We start from the raw sequence: 19,546 nt of genomic DNA, 5'->3' as shown, positions 1-19,546 counted from the left end.
ATGATGAGGATCAGAACAGTGAAAGCGGCACGCCAGCAAGCAATAACAGACCTGCTAATTACCCATAAAAACCTGACAACCGAAGCCTTATCTTTACAACTTAATGTCAGCAAAGAGACTATTCGCCGCGATCTCAATGAACTACAAATGCAAGGGAAAGTGCTGCGCAACCACGGACGTGCCAGGATAATTCATCAGGAAAATCAGGACAGCGGCGAACCGTTTCATATTCGACGTAAAAGCCATTATGCGCATAAAGCGGATGTTGCCAGGGACGCATTAGCATGGATAGAGGAAGGAATGGTAATCGCTTTAGATGCCAGTTCCACCTGCTGGTATCTGGCCCGCCAGTTACCGGACATCAACATACATGTGTTTACTAATAGCCAGCCAATTTGTCAGGAACTGGGCAAACGTGAACATATTCAGCTCATCTGCTCAGGTGGACGACTCGAGCGCAAAGATGGCTGCTACATTAATCCGTCGCTCATCTCGCAGTTGAAACCTCTCGACATCGATCTGTTTATTTTTTCCTGCGCGGGGATCGACAGTAACGGCACTCTCTGGGACTCGACGGCTACTAACGCTGAATTCAAATCCATTCTGCTCAAACGGGCATCACAGTCATTGTTGTTGATCGATAAAAGTAAGTTGCATCGTTCTGGCGAGGCCCGGATCGGGCATCTGGAGGAGGTGACGCATGTGATTTCGGATGAACAGCAAACTGACGGTGTTCTGCCACAGGCCTGATAAGCGCATGCGCCATCAGGCCTGCAGGGAGGTCTTTATCGCTCGTCGCGACGACCGCCGACAGCGGCCCACAGACGACGCACGTGCACGGTCACTTCTTCGCGGTCATGATAAAGCTGACGTGCCTGAATCTGCGCATTGATGTTATGTTCATCCAACTGCGCCTGGATATAGGCCAGGTTTTGCGACACTTCTTCGTAGCGCTTTTTCATCGGCAGTTTGAGATTGAAAATCGTCTCACGGCACCAGCCATTAACCAACCATTGCGCCATCAACGCGGCAACTTTCGCAGGCTTCTCCACCATATCGCAGACCATCCACGAGATGTTGTTGCGATTCGGACGGTATTTAAATCCGTCTTCACGCAACCAGGTCACCTGTCCGGTATCCATCAGGCTTTGCGCCATCGGACCGTTATCCACGGAGTAAACCCACATATTGCGTTTGACCAGCTGATAGGTCCAACCGCCGGGGCAAGCCCCTAAATCCACCGCATACATTCCATTTGCCAGACGCTCATCCCACTCATCGGCAGGAATAAAAACATGCAGCGCTTCTTCGAGCTTCAGTGTTGAACGGCTCGGAGCATCGGCCGGGAACTTCAAACGCGGGATGCCCATGTAAAACGGTGAATTATTGTCAGGCCAGGAATAACCGGTGTAACAACAACCTGGTGCGATAAAGAAAACATGGACTACCGGGCGCTTTGGCGTCTCGTATTTTGCCAGCACGCCCGCTTCACGCAGCGCCGCGCGCAGCGGCACGGTAAATTTGCGGCAAAACTTAACCAGCTCTTTGCTTTCGTTAGTGTCTGCGACTTCGACGCGCAGGTCACCACCTTTCTCTACAACGCCCTGCAACATACCGACAATCGGCGTAATGCGATCTTCCGGCGGCAAATATTGCAGCAATTCACCGACGACAAACATTTGACGGGCAAAAATCAGCGAACTGAACGGCAGCTCTTTGACCAACTTTTCAGCATCACCCTGCTGATAGCACTCATAAATGACGTAACCCGCATTGTCTTTCACGCGAGCAAAGCCAAACACTTCCCGACGAGTTGCTTTATCCGTAATTTCTGCGGCGCACTCTTTTTCAAAACCTGGGCGACACAACAATACAACCTTATTCATGACTAACGCCCTTACGTTTCAATCGAATAGCACCAACTAACATCAGAACCCAACCTGCCAGGAAGCTGAAGCCACCAACAGGGGTAACAAACGCCCACAGGCGTAGATGAGACAGCGCGAGGCAATACAGGCTGCCGCTGAACAGCACCGTGCCTAATGCCATAAACACGCTACTCCAGTAAAACCAAATGCTAATACGTCGCTGCATAGCGACCGCGAGGCCAAAGATGGCCAGCGTATGGAACGCCTGATACTCAAGGCCCGTCTGGATCCACCCCATTTCAACGACGCCGAGGGTTTTACTCAGAACATGTGCCCCAAAGGCGCCCAGTGCCACAAAAATAAAGCCACTTACGGCGGCAAAAATCAGCATAAAACGGCTGGTCATGTTAATACCCTAAGTAAATTATTGTTCATAACGAAAGCGGAATTTTTCTTGTTCAGTGGCCGCTTTTGCCAGTATCCACTGACGGAAGGCGGCTATTTTACCCAGTTCTGCCTGACTGTCATGACAAACCAGATAAAATGCGTTCTTGCTGACCAGAACATCATTAAAGGGACAGACCAAACGCCCGGCTTCAATTTCAGACTGCGCCATAACGTTATTGGCCAGCGCCACTCCCTGTCCATGAATAGCAGCCTGAAGCACCATGGCACTATGGCTGAAGATAGGTCCCTGCTGTACGTTGATATGATTCAGGCCAAGCTGGCGCGTATAGGCTTGCCAGTCACGCCGCGAAGCATCGTGCAATAAAGTGTGTTTTGCCAAATCCTCTGGCGTCTTCAATGGTTTATCGCCAGTGAGTAACAGAGGCGAACAGACTGGCAATAAATATTCTGCGTACAATTTTTCCACACGCAGGCCAGGCCAGTTACCGCGCCCATAAAAAATAGCGACATCAACATCGTCAGCCAGTTTGTCTTCCTGGCGGTCTACCGCCTGGATCCTGACATCGATTCCCGGATAAGCTGAGTTAAAGCTAGAGAGTCTTGGCACCAGCCATTGAATTGCAAAACTGGGCAATAAACTCACGGTGAGCGCGCCTTTTGCACTGCGTGCCTGAAGTTTACGCGTCGCATCGGTTAATTGCGAAAAAATCTCTTTGATGTCGAGGAAATAGCTTTGACCTTCTTCCGTCAACAAGAGAGATCGATTGCGTCGACGAAACAGCTTAAGTCCCAAGAAATCCTCAAGTGACTTGATTTGATGACTTACTGCGGCCTGCGTCACAAAAAGCTCTTCGGCTGCGCGAGTAAAACTCAAATGACGCGCCGCAGCATCAAAAACACGTAACGCATTTAAGGGTGGTAATCGTTTTGACATGACTTTTTAGGCTTTGATGTTAAAAGAATTTAACAGTTACATAACAGTCTGTAACCTATTAGTTTTTTTAATCTGAGCCATTATAAATTGTCCGTTGAGGTTCTACCAGCAAATACCTATAGTGGCGGCACTTCCTGAAGCCGGAACGAAAAGTTTTATCGGAATGCGTGTTCTGGTGGGCTTTTGGCTTACGGTTGTGATGTTGTGTTGTTGTGTTTGCAATTGGTCTGCGATTCAGACCATGGTAGCAAAGCTACCCTTTTTCACTTCCTGTACATTTACCCTGTCTGTCCATAGTGATTAATGTAGCACCGCCAAATTGCGGTGCTTTTTTTTGTCCGAGTTTCTGTCGATGACGACCGGCTATTTCTCCAGTTCCACCATCTCTTTCACATCGGTACGGTTAATCTGCTGTTTGTTGCCATTAGCGTCCTTGTAGGAAATCATTCCCGTCTCATTATCGGTCTTTGGCTTACCGTCAGACACGATCGACCGACCATCATTGGTGTGCATCACGTAATTCGAACCAGAACAGGCGCTCAGGGCAAAAGTCAGCATACATGCAGAGATAATTGCGGCAGTCTTTTTCATATTCTTCTCCTTAAAGCGATTTATGCTAAATAAAACGAATTCCATAACAGGCAAAAATACTCACCTAACACTATTTAGCATAAGCCACTGTTCTGACTTTACCAGGATATCCAGAGGATTCTGATAGTTAGCCTCCCCTTGTGTCTGCGCTCTTTTTGCGCCACGATCGGTTTATTGAACTGAGGAATACCATGAACGCTTTTAACCCCGCGCAGTTTCGCGCACAGTTTCCCGCTCTCAGCGATGCTGGCGTCTATCTCGATAGCGCCGCAACAGCGTTGAAACCACAGGCTGTGATTGATGCCACTCACCAGTTTTATAGCCTGAGCGCCGGTAATGTCCATCGCAGCCAATTTGCCGAAGCCCAGCGGCTGACCGCCCGCTATGAAGCCGCACGGGAGAAGGCCGCCCGCCTGATCAATGCACCGGATGATAAATCCATCGTCTGGACCCGCGGTACGACAGAGGCTATCAACATGGTGGCCCAAAGCTACGCACGCCCGCGCTTACAAAGAGGCGATGAGATTATCGTCAGCGTGGCGGAACACCATGCCAACCTCGTTCCCTGGCTGATGGTGGCGGAACAAACGGGGGCAAAAGTCATCAGACTCCCTCTCAACGCCCATTTACTGCCGGACGTGGAACGCTTACCAGAACTCATCACACCACGCAGCCGCATACTGGCGCTCGGGCAGATGTCTAACGTAACTGGCGGCTGTCCGGACCTGGTTCGCGCCATTTCGCTCGCCCACGCTGCGGGTATGGTGGTGATGGTTGATGGCGCCCAGGGCGTTGTACATTTCCCCGCAGACGTGCAGCAGTTGGATATTGATTTCTATGCTTTTTCTGGTCACAAGCTGTACGGGCCGACCGGGATCGGCGTTTTGTATGGTAAGCCAGAGTTGCTGGATGCCATGTCTCCCTGGCTCGGCGGCGGCAAGATGATTAATGAAGTCAGTTTTGCGGGGTTTACCACCCAGGCGGTTCCCTGGAAACTGGAGGCAGGTACGCCTAACGTTGCGGGTGTTATTGGCCTGAGCGCTGCGCTGGAATGGCTGGCGGATGTCGACATCGTGCAAGCAGAAAGCTGGAGCCGTGGTCTGGCTACACTGGCAGAAGAGGCACTGGCGAAGCGCCCGGGATTCCGTTCTTTCCGCTGCCAGGACTCCAGCCTGTTGGCCTTCGATTTTGCCGGTGTTCACCACAGCGACATGGTGACACTGCTGGCCGAATATGGCATCGCGCTTCGCGCAGGACAACACTGTGCGCAACCGCTGCTGGCAGAACTTGGTGTATCAGGGACGCTGCGCGCCTCATTTGCACCTTATAATAGCCAAAGTGATGTGGATGCGTTGGTGACGGCGGTTGACCGCGCGCTGGAAATATTGGTGGATTAATGACAAACCCTCTGTTCGCCGAACATCCGTTTGGCACAACCGTGACCGAAGAGACTTTACGAGCTATCTTTGTCCCACTTACTCAGTGGGAAGATAAATATCGCCAGCTTATCCTGCTGGGGAAGCAACTACCGCCACTCCCGGAGCCATTAAAGGCCCAGGCAAAAGAGATCGCGGGATGCGAAAACCGCGTCTGGCTGGGGTATGCCGTACATGAGAATGGCACTATGCACTTTTTCGGCGACAGCGAAGGCCGTATCGTGCGCGGTTTGCTGGCAGTGCTGCTCACCGCGGTAGAAGGTAAAACCGCCGCCGAATTACTGACACGTTCACCAATGGATTTTTTTGATGAATTAGGTTTACGCGCCCAGCTCAGCGCTTCGCGTAGCCAGGGACTGAATGCCCTTAACGCGGCGATTCTTGCAGCAGCGCAGCTGGTTGTATAGCTGTTTTGCCGGATAAGCGCTGGTGCCTCATCCGGCAAACAATCATTAAGTCTGACGCGCCGCCTTCGCCATCATCTTCTTCAACGCATGTGACACCGCGACAAAGCCAAATGTCGCTGTCACCATCGTCGCAGCGCCAAAACCAGATGCACAATCCATACGCTTCGGCCCTTCTGCCGTCGCCTTCATCGCACACACTGAACCATCAGCCTGCGGATAGACCAGCGCCTCGGTCGAGAACACACAGTCCACACCCAGCTTGCCTTTGCTGTTTTTAACCACGCCAAAGTCACTTTTTAGCCGCTCACGTAGCTTCGCCGCCAACGGATCCTGAATAGTTTTGGCTAAATCAACGACCTGAATCTGCGTCGGGTCAATCTGCCCTCCGGCACCACCGGTGGTGACCAGCGGAATTTTATTGCGACGGCAGTACGCGATCAGCGCTGCCTTCGGGCGCACACTGTCGATAGCATCAATGACATACGAAAAGCCCGCGTTCATATACTCTGCAACGTTATCCGGCGTGACAAAGTCATCGACCACACTGACCCGACACTCGGGATTAATCTGCCGTATACGTTCGGCCATCACCTCAGCCTTCGCCTGGCCCACGTTATCACGCAGAGCATGGATCTGTCGGTTAGTATTGGTAACGCACACATCATCCATATCGATGAGCGTAATTGCGCCAATTCCGGTACGCGCCAGCGCTTCCGCCGCCCACGATCCCACGCCGCCAATCCCGACCACACACACGTGCGATCCGGCGAACAGGTGCAGCGCATTTTCGCCATACAGACGCGCTGTGCCGCCAAAACGCTGACGCCAGGCATCACTTATCACAACAGACATACGACCTCAGAACAGAAAATTCAAAGAGCGGTGATCGCCACTCACTATAGTGGCGACAACACCGTTCTTGCGCCGAATGGCGCTTCGCTTATCCCGCCTGCTCGAAAAATGGCAGGTCTGATAAGGCTATTAACCGCTAAATACGTTACCCGCTCCGGCGCCACTTTTCAGCACCCAAACACGACCGTAGTGATTATACCAGCCCGCACGATGCCCTGCGTCTGCACCAATACCCTGATAGATATCGAAGTGCTGGCCTTTGATCGCTCCACCGACATCTAATGCCACCATCAGACGCAGTTCATACTGACCGGTAAATTTCCCGTTATTGTCCAGCAGCGGCACTTCTGCCAGTAACGTCGTGCCCGCAGGAATAATACTACGGTCAGAAGCAACGGAGGCCCTGCCAATCAGCGGCACTGCGCTGGCCCCTTTTACCGGGGCAAAAGATTGTGGTTTAAAGAAGACGAACGACGGATTCTGTTCCAGCAGTTCACGCACTTCAGCTTCGCTGTGCGTTTCACCCCAGTGACGGATCGCCTGCATCGACATATCTTCTTTCTTCACTTCGCCACGATCGATCAGTACTTTACCAATACTGCGATAAGCATGGCCGTTTTTGCCGGCATAGCTAAAGAAGTTAAGCGGGCTGCCATCACCGAAGTCGATGTAGCCACTGCCCTGAACATCCATAATGAAGTTATCCATCAGGGAGTTGCTGTATGCCAGGATATAGTTGTCACTCAACGCACCTGCGTAGATTTCAGCGCGGGAAGGTAAACGCCCACGTTTTGGCGGCATACGATAGATAGGGTATTGAAATTCCCCCTGACGCGTGTGCCGCGCCTGGATTACCGGCGTGTAATAACCAGTGAACTGAACGTTGCCATAGTTATCAGCCCCTTCCATCTGCCAGGCATCAATACCAAACTGGCGCATATTGCGCGTATCGCCACCTGCACGTAGCCACTCCTGGATAGCGTTGTAGACATTGCTTTGGTTGCCATACAAACGCGGAGAGGCGTTGCGGATCTGATTTACCTGCTCGGCGAAATCACCGGCATTGATTGGCGCGCCAACCGCATCAGGTTGGTTCACCAGTGAGAAAGGCTGGGTAAATTTCCCGTCTTTATACTGCTGTCCACGATCGGTGGGTTTAGAGGAACACGCAGCGAGCATCGCGACTACGGCCCCCGCCAGAAGATATTTTGCCCAACGTCCTTTCATTATTCTCGTCTTAAGTTGCCTGAATGCGAGATGAAGATAACAAACCCCCGAACCTAATGAAATGCGAATGCATACCCCATCGCAAATTTTGCGCAAAAAATAAACCGAAATGCTTTGTTTTTGTTCATTTTCATCCTTAAACCGTGATCAAGGTGAAAAAAGGGTTGCATGAAAACGTTAGCAGAGTATAGTGCGCATCCACGGACGCGGGGTGGAGCAGCCTGGTAGCTCGTCGGGCTCATAACCCGAAGGTCGTCAGTTCAAATCTGGCCCCCGCAACCAATTAAAATCAGAAGCAGTAATATTTCTGTTAAGCAGTTCGGATCACACATGTGATTTGAAATACGCAGCAGAAAGACGGACGCGGGGTGGAGCAGCCTGGTAGCTCGTCGGGCTCATAACCCGAAGGTCGTCGGTTCAAATCCGGCCCCCGCAACCAATTAAAATCTGATGTGATATTTTTGCAAGGTAGTTCGAATCACAGCAAAGCCAACGCAGATGTGGTTTGAATACGAAGCAAAAGACGGACGCGGGGTGGAGCAGCCTGGTAGCTCGTCGGGCTCATAACCCGAAGGTCGTCGGTTCAAATCCGGCCCCCGCAACCAATACATTGAACACCCTGACGGGTGTTTTTTTGTTTCTGCGGTCCGTAAAAAAAGCGCTTCTCAGCGCTTTTTTATTATCCCCTTCTCGCCAGCGTTGCCCCATCGGCAAAATACGCTTTGATCCCAGCCAGAATCGACTCAGCAACTTCCTGCTGGAAGGTCGCGGTTTTGAGCTTTCGCTCCTCTTCAACGTTACTGATAAACGCCGTTTCCACGAGGATCGAGGGAATATCCGGCGCTTTCAACACCGCAAATCCTGCCTGCTCAACCTGATTCTTATGCAGATTATTAATCTTACCGAGCTTATTCAGTACCGCTTTACCAAACTTCAGACTGTCAGCAATCGTCAGCGATTGCACCATGTCGAACATGGTGTGGTCGACGTAGCGGTCACCACTCTTACTGACACCACCAATTAAATCCGAGGCGTTCTGGGTTTGCGCCAAATATTTTGCTGCAGTACTGGTCGCACCTTTAGTGGAAAGTGCAAACACCGACGAACCACTGGGCTGTCGACTGGTAAAGGCATCTGCATGAATGGAGACAAACAGGTCAGCGCGCTGCTTCTGGGCTTTCGCCACGCGGACTTTCAACGGAATGAAGATATCCTCATTACGCGTCATATAGACCTTCATATTGCCTTCTTTTTCGATCAGCGCGCGCAGGCGACGGGCTATCTGCAACACCACATCTTTTTCGCGCGTCTTGTATTTCCCCACGGCACCGGAATCTTCGCCACCATGGCCGGGATCGAGCATAATGACAATTGGACGGTCACGCCCCGCTTTACCGGGCTGCGGGCCACTTTGTGCAGGTGGCACCTGTTTATCGAGATCGCCCTTGTTGTAGTCTTCAAGTAACGCCAGCAGAGGATCCTGCACATCCTGGGCATTCGCGGGATAAAGATCCATCACCAGACGTTCTTTAAATCCTGCAACGGGTGCCAGGGCGAACAGCTGCGGCTTCACATCTTGTTTCAGCTCAAACACCATGCGCACGGTCTGTGGGTCAAACTGGCCTACTCTTGCTGACTTAATGTACGGATCGTCAGGGCGGATCTGCGTCCCGATCCCCTTGAGCACCGAGTTCAAATTAACGCCTTCAATATCCACAACCACACGCTCAGGATTACTCAGGGCAAACTGTTTGTATTTCAGCAGACGGTTGGATTCCACCGTGACGCGGGTATAACTGGAGGCAGGCCAGATGCGCACTGCAACGACCTGACTAACGGCGGCCAGACCGACCTGGCTGACGCTCAAAAGCCACATAGCACCCGCACCTTTCAGTAAACGGCGGCGACTGATTGCTGAATTGGATCCCGACATGCTTCTCCCGAGCAAAAGAAATCTTTATTTAGGTAATAGGTAAAACGTCCTAATTGACCGGAAACTTTAGCGAATGACGCATAATCTGTCATCTACAAAAGGGTAAACATTCTTTTTATATTCACGGCATTACTGAGAAAAATCTTCAGGAAGGGTAAAAATTACGCTTGCGCATGGAGCAAAAACAGAATAAAAATACACAAATTACGAATAATCATGCAACGAGGGTGTGCCGTGGTGAAGGAGCGTAGAACCGAACTGGTACAGGGATTCCGCCATTCTGTTCCCTATATCAATACCCATCGGGGAAAAACGTTTGTCATTATGCTGGGCGGCGAAGCCATCGAGCATGAAAACTTTTCCAGTATCGTCAATGACATTGGCCTCCTGCATAGCTTGGGCATCCGCCTCGTTGTGGTGTATGGCGCCCGGCCACAGATTGATGCCAATCTTGCTGCTCATCATCATGAGCCGGTGTACCACAAAAATACGCGCGTGACTGATGCCAAAACGCTGGAGCTGGTGAAGCAGGCTGCAGGGCTACTCCAGCTTGATATCACCGCCCGCCTGTCGATGAGCCTGAACAATACACCATTGCAGGGCGCGCACATCAATGTGGTCAGCGGTAACTTTATTATCTCCCAACCTCTTGGCGTCGATGACGGCGTAGATTACTGCCATAGCGGACGCATCCGTCGTATTGATGAAGAGGCGATTCACCGTCAGTTGGACAGTGGCGCCATTGTATTGATGGGCCCGGTAGCCGTTTCCGTCACCGGAGAGAGCTTTAATCTGACTTCAGAAGAGGTCGCCACTCAGTTGGCTATCAAGCTGAAAGCAGAAAAGATGATCGGTTTTTGCTCCTCCCAGGGAGTTATTAACGATGATGGCGATATTGTTTCCGAACTTTTCCCCAACGAAGCCCAGGCTCGCGTTGAGTCACAGGAAGAGAAAGGCGACTACAGCTCCGGCACCGTGCGCTTCCTGCGTGGTGCCGTAAAAGCCTGTCGCAGTGGCGTACGCCGCTGCCACCTGATTAGCTATCAGGAAGATGGCGCATTGTTACAGGAGCTGTTCTCACGCGATGGGATCGGGACGCAAATCGTGATGGAGAGCGCCGAACAGATCCGTCGCGCCACCATTAACGATATCGGCGGTATTCTGGAACTGATTCGCCCACTCGAGCAGCAAGGTATTCTGGTCCGTCGCTCACGTGAACAACTGGAAATGGAAATCGACAAATTCACCATTATTCAGCGTGATAACCTGACCATCGCCTGTGCCGCCCTGTACCCTTTCCCGGAAGAACGAATTGGCGAAATGGCGTGTGTGGCAGTACATCCGGACTATCGAAGTTCTTCACGCGGAGAAGTTTTGCTGGAAAGGATCGCCGTGCAGGCCAGACAAATGGGGCTTAGCAAACTGTTCGTGCTGACAACACGCAGTATTCACTGGTTTCAGGAGCGCGGCTTCACGCCCGTGGATATTGACCTGCTGCCAGAGAGTAAGAAACAGATGTACAACTATCAGAGGCGTTCAAAAGTGCTAATGGCAGATCTGGGGTAACCACAGTTGCCGGATAGCGTTAACGCTTATCCGGCCAACAAATCCTACTGTGCAATACCATCATTAAACAACGCCGACAGCCCACTGCGACGTTCAGTGCGAGTGGCAATGGCCCCACTCAATATCCGCTCATCGGCATACAGCGACAAGCGACGGCGCGCGCGGGTCACCGCCGTATAAACCAGCTCGCGGGTAACAACGGGCGAATGCTGGCTGGGTAAAATCAACGCCGCATGATCAAACTCGGATCCTTGTGATTTATGCACCGTCATCGCCCAGGTCGTTTCATGTTCCGGTAAACGGCTGGGCTGTACCGACTTGATATTGCCATCCGGCAACGCAAACCACACCCTTAAGCCCTGACCACGATCGAGCGCGATCCCGATATCACCGTTAAACAGACCCAGCGAACTGTCATTTCGCGCAATCATCACTGGTCGCCCCTCGTACCAACGGGTATGTGCGAGACGGGAAATCTTACGTTTTTGCACCATCACCTGTTCGATGCGCTCATTCAACCCACTCACGCCGAACGGACCTTCACGCAGTGCGCACAATAGCTGATATTCATTAAATGACTGAATAATAGCATCCGGCTCTGCACGCTCATGGAGCAACTCAAGGTAGTGCCCATAGCCCGCTAGCGCTTCATCAAGCATAGCTGCGTAATCTTCACTACTTTGCAGCGTGCGTTTTTCAATATCACTAAAACCTTGCTGGAAGACCGTTTTGATCGCGGCTTTATCACCCCGATTTATCGCAGAAGCCAGTTGGCCGATACCGGAATTACTGCCAAAACGGTAACTCTTTTGCAGCAGGCATAAGCTGTCACGTAATGATGCCGCCTGAGTTCCTGAACCCGCAGGAATGGTGCTACCGGTCAGGCGGCTCAGTTGTTTTGCGCGTTCCGCAGTAAATCCGGCATTCACAAAAGCACAGATATCCCCCAGCACAGCCCCCGCCTCAACGGAAGCAAGCTGGTCACGATCGCCAAGAAAAATCACCCGACCATGGGGAGGTAATGCATCAATAAGGCGCGACATCATAGGCAAATCAATCATCGAGGCTTCATCAACCACCAGCACATCAAGATGGAGAGGATTGCCTGCATGATGGCGCAGTCGCTGGCTACCCGGCTGTGCGCCTAATAATCGGTGCAGCGTACTGGCGTCATCAGGAATACGTTTCTTTTGTTCATCGGTCAACGGCAACTCACGTAATGCAGCGCCCAGCGACGCAGTCAGTCGCGCCGCCGCTTTTCCCGTTGGAGCGGCCAGCCGGATACGACAGCGTTCACCATCCACCATCTGAATCAACGCCGCCAACAGCCTGGCGACCGTTGTCGTTTTTCCCGTTCCCGGCCCACCAGAGATCACTGATATACGACGCGTCAGCGCTACAGCCGCTGCAACTTTCTGCCAGTTAATTCCTTCCGTATGCGGAAAAAGCGTCCCCAGCGTGTGGGTCAACCGCGATTCATCCACCTCGATTGCCTGGTTAACCTCACTAAAGAAGCGAGCCACCGTGCGTTCGTTATTCCACATTCGGTTCAGATACAGGCGATCGCAATACAGCACCAGCGGCGTCGGGCGCTCGCCGCGACTTACCGCATCAGAGGCAAGCAGACATTCAGCCCAGTCTTCAGGCTCCCCTTTTTCACTCATCCAGGAGGTAAGCAAAGGGTGGGCGTCTTCGCTTAAAGATAAACGCGAAAGCGGTAAACAGACGTGGCCTTCTCCCGCTTCGCGGCTAAGCAATGCCGCAGCCAGCGTGACGACCGGGTTGTCGTTTCCGGCAACCGCCAGCGCAAACTGGGCATCTAACGGCCGTAGCTGTTTCTGCTCCACAGCCTCCAGTAATCGCTTCTGGATTGTCATTGCATTTCCTCCAGTGCTGCGCCCGCAAACATCTCGTCCATCATCGCAATCAGCTCTCCGTCTGGTCGGGTCGCATAAATTCCCTGCTGAGGTTCCTCGCTATCAACACCGCGCAAAAAGAGATAGATAACGCCGCCAAAATGGCGTTCATAATCGTAGTCTGTAATGCGGTGACGTAAATAGCGGTGCAGCGCCAGAGTATAAAGTTGATATTGCAGGTCATAACGGTGTGCCTGCATTGCTGAGGCCATCGCCTGCTGGGTATAAGCGCTGCTGTCTTCTCCCAGCCAGTTAGATTTGTAGTCAAGCAGGTAATAACGCCCCTGGTGGCGGAACACGAGGTCAATAAAACCTTTCAGCATGCCGCGAACCTGCATGAAATCCAGCGGTGGACAGCCCGCCGAGAGAGGATCGTACTTGCGGATCAGCGCGTCCAGTTGGCTGGCTATCAGCGGCTGCGAAATGGGCAGATAAAACTCCATCTCCACCTGTTTTTCCCGTGCAGACAGAACGCTCAGACTCACGCCCGATTCGTTAAGCGGCGCACGCAAAATGGTCTCCAGCCAGTGGGTCAAAACCGGCGCCCAGTGTGCCTCATACCCACCCAACGCCAGTTTTTCCTGTACCCATTGCGTTTCAACCGGTTGGGTAAAATCCAGGTCCTCAAACAAGCTATGTAAAAATGTTCCCGGCGATGCACCTCGTGGAAACTGATGCGGTGTTAGCCCTGATTCCACAACCGCCTCACCCACGCCTGATGCATCAATGTCCAGCCGGGGGATCAGATCCTGCGCGATGCCATGTCCACGTTGTTGCAGGCCGGAATAGCTGGTCACACGCCAGCTGTCACCGGGAGCACGTTGCAGCGTTCTTGCACTCAATACCGAACTGGCGGGTTGCGAAACCAGCCAACGCTCACCGTCTGGCTCATTCGGCGTCAGGCAGGCAATATCTTCACTGCAAAGCGCTTCAATAGCAGCACGAAGCCCTGCGGCATCCTTCGTCTCGCCTTTTTGCAACAAGCGTCCCAGAGCACTCTGATGCACATCGGTATCACCTTTCTTATCACCCCGACGGCGCACCAGCGGCGCAACGCCGAGACTGCAATGCCATACCGAACGCGTCAGCGCAACATAAAGCAATCGCAGGTCTTCCGCCAGACGTTCAGCTTCTGCCAGCTCAATACTCTCATCCGCTTCGCTGAGATCCAGTACAGCTTCAAAAGAGCTACGATCATGGTAGAACGCCTGATCCTGAACGCGAAAATTAGTAATAAAAGGCAGCCAGACCAGTGGATATTCCAGCCCTTTCGATTTGTGGATGGTGACGATTTTAACCAGATGCTTATCGCTCTCCAGCCTCAACTGCTGACTGGAAGCATTGCTGTCAGGTTCCAGAATATGCTGGGAAAGCCAGCGCATCAGCGCATGCTCACTTTCCAGTTGCGATCCCGCTTCCTGCAACAGTTCACTGATATGCAAAATGTCGGTCAGACGGCGTTCGCCACCCGCCGTTGCCAGCAGGTTTTCTGCAATTTGACGCGCTGACATCAGCGCGCGCAGCATCGGCATGACGCCACGCTTATGCCAGAGCTGGCGATAACCGTCGAATTCCTCTACTACGGCATCCCAGGCATTCTCGTCATTGTTCAGCGCTTCAATATCCTGCGCATTAAGTCCCATCATGGACGTCGCCAGCGCGCTACGCAGTGTGTTTTCACGTTCCGGCGTCATCACCGCCTGCAGGACCCATAGCAGTTCCTGCGCCTCCAGCGTTTCAAATACACTGTCACGGTTGGAGAGATAGACCGACGGGATAGCCAGTTGCGTTAGCGCGTCGCGTACCAGCGCCGCCTCCTGGCGACTGCGGACCAACACGCTGATATCCGATGCGCGTACCGGGTTGGACGCTTTACCGCTGACCAGCAACGCCTCACCAGACTGCCCGGCTTTAAGCCAGTCACGAATTTGCGTCGCGCATACCTGGGCCATATAGTTCTGGTAATCGCCCACGCCACAGCTTTCTCCTTCCATTAGCCACATGCTCATCGCAGGTTGCTTTTCACCGTGAAGTACAAACCGCAGCGATTGATTCTTCTCTGCGGATTTCACCGGGCTAAAGGGGATTTCGCGGAACATGAAGGCGTCGGTCATCTGGCTGAAGAGCGTATTGACGCCATTGACCATCCCAGGCGCAGAACGCCAGTTGGTATCGAGCGTGTAATGTGCGCTAACTTCACTACGCGCTTTCATATAGGTGAAGATATCCGCACCGCGAAACGCATAAATAGCCTGTTTGGGATCGCCAATCAACAGCAGCGCGGTTTCCGGCTGATGCTGCCAGATACGACGGAAAATACGGTACTGCTGCGGGTCGGTGTCCTGGAATTCATCGATCATCGCCACCGGAAAACGGGTTCGAATGGCAGTAGCCAGCGCATCGCCGCTTTCACTACCCAGTGCCGCGTCCAGCCGACTGAGCATATCGTCAAAGCCTAACTCTCCGCGTCGACGTTTCTCCTGCGCAACCGCTTCGCGGATTTCCGCCAGCGCCCGGGTAATCACCAGATCGCGGATCGTCAGCGGTTCGCTAATCAGTTCATCAATGGCGACAAATAGCGGATGCCGGGGCGTTACGCCGCCCGCTTTGGTGCGATCTTCTAAAAAGCGTTGAGAGAATTTCTCCAGCGCATCAGGGAGCTGGTAGCTTTGTGTCTCTTCCTGCGCCCAGGCACTGATCTTTTCGATCCACTTACCCTGATTACCACGATTAAATTTACGCCTGTCGATTCCGGAATCTTCAAGCAGACCTTCCAGCTCATCGACCGAATCGCGCCATTGCTGCTTAATCTGGTTGATACGCGCCAGAATTTTTTCGTGTCGGGATGCCAGCGTTTCATCCGTTGGCGGCGGCGCTTTAATGACCGGGGCTTCACCCTGTAGGTAGCGGTCGATATCTCGTAGCAGCGCTTGTGGGCCTTTCCACGTTTCGAAGATCACCTGCGCAATATCGCGAGAGAGCGGGTAACAATGTCGACGCCAGAAGTCCGCGCAGGCCTGGTAACGCAGCAGCGATTCATCTTCTATCAGTTGCTGTTCAAACAGCATGCCTGACTCAAAGGCGTTCAGACTAAGCATACGCTGGCAGAAACCGTGAATGGTAAACACCGCCGCTTCATCCATCTGTCTTTCAGCCAATAACAGCCAATGCGCGGCCTGTTTTTTATCGGCAATTTCATCTAACAAGCGGGCATAGAGCGGATTGTCGGTAGTTTCACGCAGGCAGGCAATTCGCAGCTCATGAATGTTGCTACGAATACGACCGCGCAGCTCTTCAGTGGCTGCCTCGGTAAAGGTAACCACTAACAGCTCTTCGACGGTCAGAGGGCGAGGAAAGGCGGCAGAGCCGCCCAGTCCAAGCAGTAAACGTAAATAAAGGGCGGCGATGGTAAAGGTTTTACCGGTGCCTGCAGAGGCTTCAATCAGTCGCTCGCCCGCCAGGGGCAAGCGCAGTGGATCAAGGGACTCAGCGGCATCATTCATTCTTTTCACTCATCAGGGGTAAGGTTTGCTGCAACGCGCTGACGGTCGGCCACACTTTCCAGCCTTCCGGGTGCACATACTCTGCTTTCCCGTTCTGACTGCCGGAAACCTGTGACAGTATCGCCATGCCTTGCGGCTCAACCACCGCCTGATGGAAGAAATCGGCAAGCTTTTGCGGCGTCAGCAGTTTAATCTGAGCCACGATTTTATCACGTGAATCGAAGCGCATATTACCTCGATCGAAATCTTTGCTTAACTGCGAAGCTTCTGCCCCCAACGTTTGGGGCGCCTGCAGCATTTGCGCAATGATGGCCTGCTGAATTTGTACGAATTCATCAGCTTTCATTGCCCGCAGTTTCGCTTCCGCCGTCGGGAAAAACGCTTTATACCGTTCCCACAGGTAAGACGGTTGCTTATCGCTGCTTTGCAGCAGGAAGCCCATTCCCCACTGACGGCCAACGCTCATTGGGAAAGCAAATACGGCGTAGCCTAATTGCTCTTCAGTACGCAGTTGATTGTAGAACCACGGCTGAACAATTTGCCCTAACATCGCGCTGTAGGCCGAACTGGTGTACTCGTCATAACCGGTAGGCACAAATACCGCTGCCAGCGCGGAGTCCGTGCTGCTGCCCGCTTTTTCAAAGATGACGGACTGCTTTTTATCGACTACAACATCTTTGTTCCGGCACCATTCCGACCCGTTCGCACCAAGCTGTTTCTTAATATCACGTGCCATGGTTTTCGCCTGAGCTTCGCTCATGTTACCAATCACCAGAAATTCAGGACGCGCACCGGCTTTTAACGTGTCACGGTAAGTCATCACTTCTTGCAAAGTAATGGATGGCAACAGTTTACGGCGTTCATCGCGTGAGAAGTACGGCACCTGAGAAAGCATCTGTACCGGCATAATTGCCTGATCATAGGCTTTGCCTTTCTCTGCAGAGTCCATCATCTGGGCGTACCAGGATTTCGCCTGCTCCAGCTGTTCGTCCGTAGCGGTGTAGCTGAAATAGCCTGTCAGCAGCGCCTGAAAAAGCTGCGGTAAACGTTGGGTATAGCCGTTTGCGTTAAGCATCAGACCATTGTTAGCATTCGTTGAGAAACCAATCCCCCCCACCGCAGCCTGATTGCTTAACTGGTCGAGCGCAATACCGGCCAGATAATCGTTCAGTGCGAATAACACCTGATTTTTGGCGCTATCCATCGCTTTCGGGTTGCGCAGAATCACGCTGACATCGGCCTTTGGCTCACTGGCAAAATACTGACTCGGCGCATATACCACGCGTAAATCAGGCTCATCAACGATCAAATCCGGATGGGCGTATTTTTTATCCGTCTTAATCAGCGTGAAATCATCAGGGATATAGGGGTTCAACTCCGGCAGAGAGAGCGCAATGCCCTGGGCTTTTTGCTGCCAGTCGGCGAAGGTTTTTTCGCTGATTTTATCCACCTGATAAGGGGCATCGACAAAATAAGCGGTTTTATTATGTGGCTCTTTCGGACTGATATACCAGATACGCGCATTTTGCGGTGTCATCATCGCCAGACGTTCCTGAACCGCCTTAGCATCATATTGATCGGCAATATTCACCGCATCCAGCGTATGTTCGACGGGAACGCGGATCATGGTATCAGCCAGCCATTCCACGTAGTCCATATCACGCGTGATAGAGGGATAACGGAAGTCGAGATCCAGTACGTGTGCCAGTTCGTCAAAATAGCGTTTATCAACGCCTTTTTCACGCAACAGATTGAGATAGCTAAAGATAGCAGCAACAACTTCATCGCGATTCGCCAACCCTTTGTCGGTTAACGTCGCCGAAATAGCCAGCACACCGCTGTTACCATTGACAACCGGATCGGAGTCAGCACGAATGCCTTCAACCAGCCCCTGCTTTTGCAGCCAGTCAGACAAGGTTCCAGGACTGCGATTGCCAATCAGGTAAGTCACCAGTTCATCGGTTTTACTACGAAACTGTGCGCTGTTGTTATCGATACGAAACTCTACGCGCAGCACTTTACGCGGCATTGCAGGGACATAGTGGATGACGACGCCCTTTTGCGCGTCAGTCACGACCGGTACGGTAATTTCCGGTTTTTCGACATTTTTATTCGGTACTCGCCCGAAGGTATCAGCCGCGATCCGCGCCAGCTCTGGCAGGGGTTTATTACTGTAAATCACCGCTTTCATCAGGTTCGCGGAGTAGTACTTTTCATGGAATGTCTGCAAGGCTTGCAGTACCGGGTTACCCGGTTTGTCGCTTAATGTCTGCAGATTTCCGCCGGAGAAGCGCGAACCAGGGTGTGCCGGGTTTATTGTTTCTGCGCTCACCTGTGCCATACGCATACCGTCCCGGGTACGCGCCAGCGTCAGCTCAGAATTAACGGCATTTCGCTCGCGATCGGCATATTTTTTATCGAGCAGCGGCGAGGCAATAGCGTCAGCCAGACGATCGACGGCCCCCGCCAGCGCATCGTTTTCAACTTCGAGATAGAAAGCCGTGCGATAGGGCGCAGTGCTGGCGTTGTGGCTGCCGCCGTGCATTTTGAGGAATTCAGCTAAGCTGTCCGGCTGTGGGTATTTTTTAGATCCCATCAGGCACATATGTTCAAGGTAATGCGCCAACCCCTGGTGATCGTCGGGATCTTCCAGAGACCCCACCGGGACCACCAGTGCAGAGAGAGACTTAACGGCCTGAGGGTCGGATACCAGCAACACGACCATGCCGTTATCAAGGCGCACGGCCTGATACTGGCGAGTGTCTTTATCGCTTTTACGGATGGTTTCAGCTAAAGGCTGCCAACCAGTATCTGCCTGACTTACGGGTACCCAAAGGGCAACGAACAACAGTAATGCGCTGAACCAGGTGCTGCGGGGCATTCACAAACCTCATCATTAACGTAT

General features: G+C 52.5%; 14 protein-coding genes and 3 tRNA genes. 7 read left to right on the top strand and 10 right to left on the bottom strand.

What is annotated here, in order from left to right; genetic code table 11:
* Positions 1–18: 18 nt before the first annotated feature.
* Positions 19–750: an L-fucose operon activator gene (fucR, locus tag OGX98_RS14660; protein WP_048220645.1), complete on the top strand. Its 732-nt coding sequence runs from the start codon at positions 19–21 to the stop codon at positions 748–750.
* 35 nt (positions 751–785) lie between these two features.
* Here the strand turns inward: fucR and rlmM are convergent, their stop codons facing one another.
* The 4 genes from rlmM to OGX98_RS14640 all read right to left on the bottom strand — a co-directional run bounded on the left by rlmM (position 786) and on the right by OGX98_RS14640 (position 3,801).
* Positions 786–1,886: a 23S rRNA (cytidine(2498)-2'-O)-methyltransferase RlmM gene (rlmM, locus tag OGX98_RS14655; RefSeq protein ID WP_045446948.1), complete on the bottom strand. Its 1,101-nt coding sequence runs from the start codon at positions 1,884–1,886 to the stop codon at positions 786–788.
* Positions 1,879–2,274 carry a DUF423 domain-containing protein gene (locus tag OGX98_RS14650; protein ID WP_045446951.1) on the bottom strand — a complete coding sequence of 132 codons (396 nt, stop codon included), beginning with the start codon at positions 2,272–2,274 and terminating at the stop codon, positions 1,879–1,881. The genes rlmM and OGX98_RS14650 overlap by 8 nt, the downstream gene beginning before the upstream one ends.
* An 18-nt stretch (positions 2,275–2,292) precedes the next feature.
* Complete coding sequence (gene gcvA, locus OGX98_RS14645; protein WP_005130970.1) at positions 2,293–3,210, bottom strand: glycine cleavage system transcriptional regulator GcvA; 918 nt, start codon at positions 3,208–3,210, stop codon at positions 2,293–2,295.
* Positions 3,211–3,573: 363 nt separating this feature from the next.
* Complete coding sequence (locus OGX98_RS14640; RefSeq protein WP_045446955.1) at positions 3,574–3,801, bottom strand: YgdI/YgdR family lipoprotein; 228 nt, start codon at positions 3,799–3,801, stop codon at positions 3,574–3,576.
* Positions 3,802–3,992: 191 nt separating this feature from the next.
* Between OGX98_RS14640 and csdA the strand changes: the two genes are divergently transcribed.
* Entirely contained in the window at positions 3,993–5,198 is a 1,206-nt protein-coding gene (gene csdA, locus OGX98_RS14635) for a cysteine desulfurase CsdA (RefSeq protein ID WP_286595463.1), read from the top strand.
* Positions 5,198–5,644 carry a cysteine desulfurase sulfur acceptor subunit CsdE gene (gene csdE / locus OGX98_RS14630; protein ID WP_045446961.1) on the top strand — a complete coding sequence of 149 codons (447 nt, stop codon included), beginning with the start codon at positions 5,198–5,200 and terminating at the stop codon, positions 5,642–5,644. The genes csdA and csdE overlap by 1 nt, the downstream gene beginning before the upstream one ends.
* A 45-nt stretch (positions 5,645–5,689) precedes the next feature.
* On the opposite strand, the gene tcdA is transcribed toward csdE, so the two are convergent.
* Together tcdA and mltA are read right to left on the bottom strand one after the other, a co-directional pair.
* The gene (gene tcdA / locus OGX98_RS14625) at positions 5,690–6,496 is read right to left on the bottom strand and encodes a tRNA cyclic N6-threonylcarbamoyladenosine(37) synthase TcdA (protein ID WP_045446964.1); all 807 of its coding nucleotides are present in this window, start codon (positions 6,494–6,496) and stop codon (positions 5,690–5,692) included.
* Positions 6,497–6,625: 129 nt separating this feature from the next.
* Positions 6,626–7,723 (bottom strand): murein transglycosylase A, encoded by a 1,098-nt coding sequence (gene mltA / locus OGX98_RS14620; protein WP_048220641.1) that lies wholly within the window; start codon positions 7,721–7,723, stop codon positions 6,626–6,628.
* Between the two features lie 205 nt (positions 7,724–7,928).
* Here mltA and OGX98_RS14615 point away from each other — a divergent pair.
* The 3 genes from OGX98_RS14615 to OGX98_RS14605 all read left to right on the top strand — a co-directional run bounded on the left by OGX98_RS14615 (position 7,929) and on the right by OGX98_RS14605 (position 8,328).
* Positions 7,929–8,005: transfer RNA gene (locus OGX98_RS14615), tRNA-Met, on the top strand.
* 80 nt (positions 8,006–8,085) lie between these two features.
* A tRNA-Met gene (locus tag OGX98_RS14610) sits at positions 8,086–8,162 on the top strand.
* Between the two features lie 89 nt (positions 8,163–8,251).
* Positions 8,252–8,328: transfer RNA gene (locus OGX98_RS14605), tRNA-Met, on the top strand.
* Positions 8,329–8,402: 74 nt separating this feature from the next.
* Here OGX98_RS14605 and amiC read toward each other — a convergent pair.
* Positions 8,403–9,656 carry an N-acetylmuramoyl-L-alanine amidase AmiC gene (gene amiC, locus OGX98_RS14600; protein ID WP_045446970.1) on the bottom strand — a complete coding sequence of 418 codons (1,254 nt, stop codon included), beginning with the start codon at positions 9,654–9,656 and terminating at the stop codon, positions 8,403–8,405.
* A gap of 234 nt (positions 9,657–9,890) precedes the next feature.
* Between amiC and argA the strand changes: the two genes are divergently transcribed.
* The gene (gene argA, locus OGX98_RS14595) at positions 9,891–11,222 is read left to right on the top strand and encodes an amino-acid N-acetyltransferase (RefSeq protein WP_045446973.1); all 1,332 of its coding nucleotides are present in this window, start codon (positions 9,891–9,893) and stop codon (positions 11,220–11,222) included.
* Positions 11,223–11,266: 44 nt separating this feature from the next.
* Here argA and recD read toward each other — a convergent pair whose 3' ends face one another.
* Genes recD through ptrA form a run of 3 tightly spaced genes read right to left on the bottom strand, consistent with a single transcriptional unit; the run spans position 11,267 to position 19,522 of the window.
* Positions 11,267–13,099: an exodeoxyribonuclease V subunit alpha gene (recD, locus tag OGX98_RS14590; protein ID WP_286595462.1), complete on the bottom strand. Its 1,833-nt coding sequence runs from the start codon at positions 13,097–13,099 to the stop codon at positions 11,267–11,269.
* Positions 13,096–16,641 (bottom strand): exodeoxyribonuclease V subunit beta, encoded by a 3,546-nt coding sequence (gene recB, locus OGX98_RS14585; RefSeq protein WP_286595461.1) that lies wholly within the window; start codon positions 16,639–16,641, stop codon positions 13,096–13,098. Before recB ends, recD begins: the two co-directional genes overlap by 4 nt.
* Positions 16,634–19,522, bottom strand: coding sequence for a pitrilysin (gene ptrA, locus OGX98_RS14580; RefSeq protein ID WP_286595460.1), 2,889 nt, complete (start codon positions 19,520–19,522; stop codon positions 16,634–16,636). Before ptrA ends, recB begins: the two co-directional genes overlap by 8 nt.
* Positions 19,523–19,546: the final 24 nt, after the last annotated feature.

Source organism: Citrobacter sp. Cm046 (assembly GCF_030333065.1).
Lineage (GTDB): Bacteria > Pseudomonadota > Gammaproteobacteria > Enterobacterales > Enterobacteriaceae > Citrobacter > Citrobacter murliniae.
Note: the sequence above shows the minus strand (reverse complement) of the source record. Positions and strands in the feature narration are given on the sequence as shown.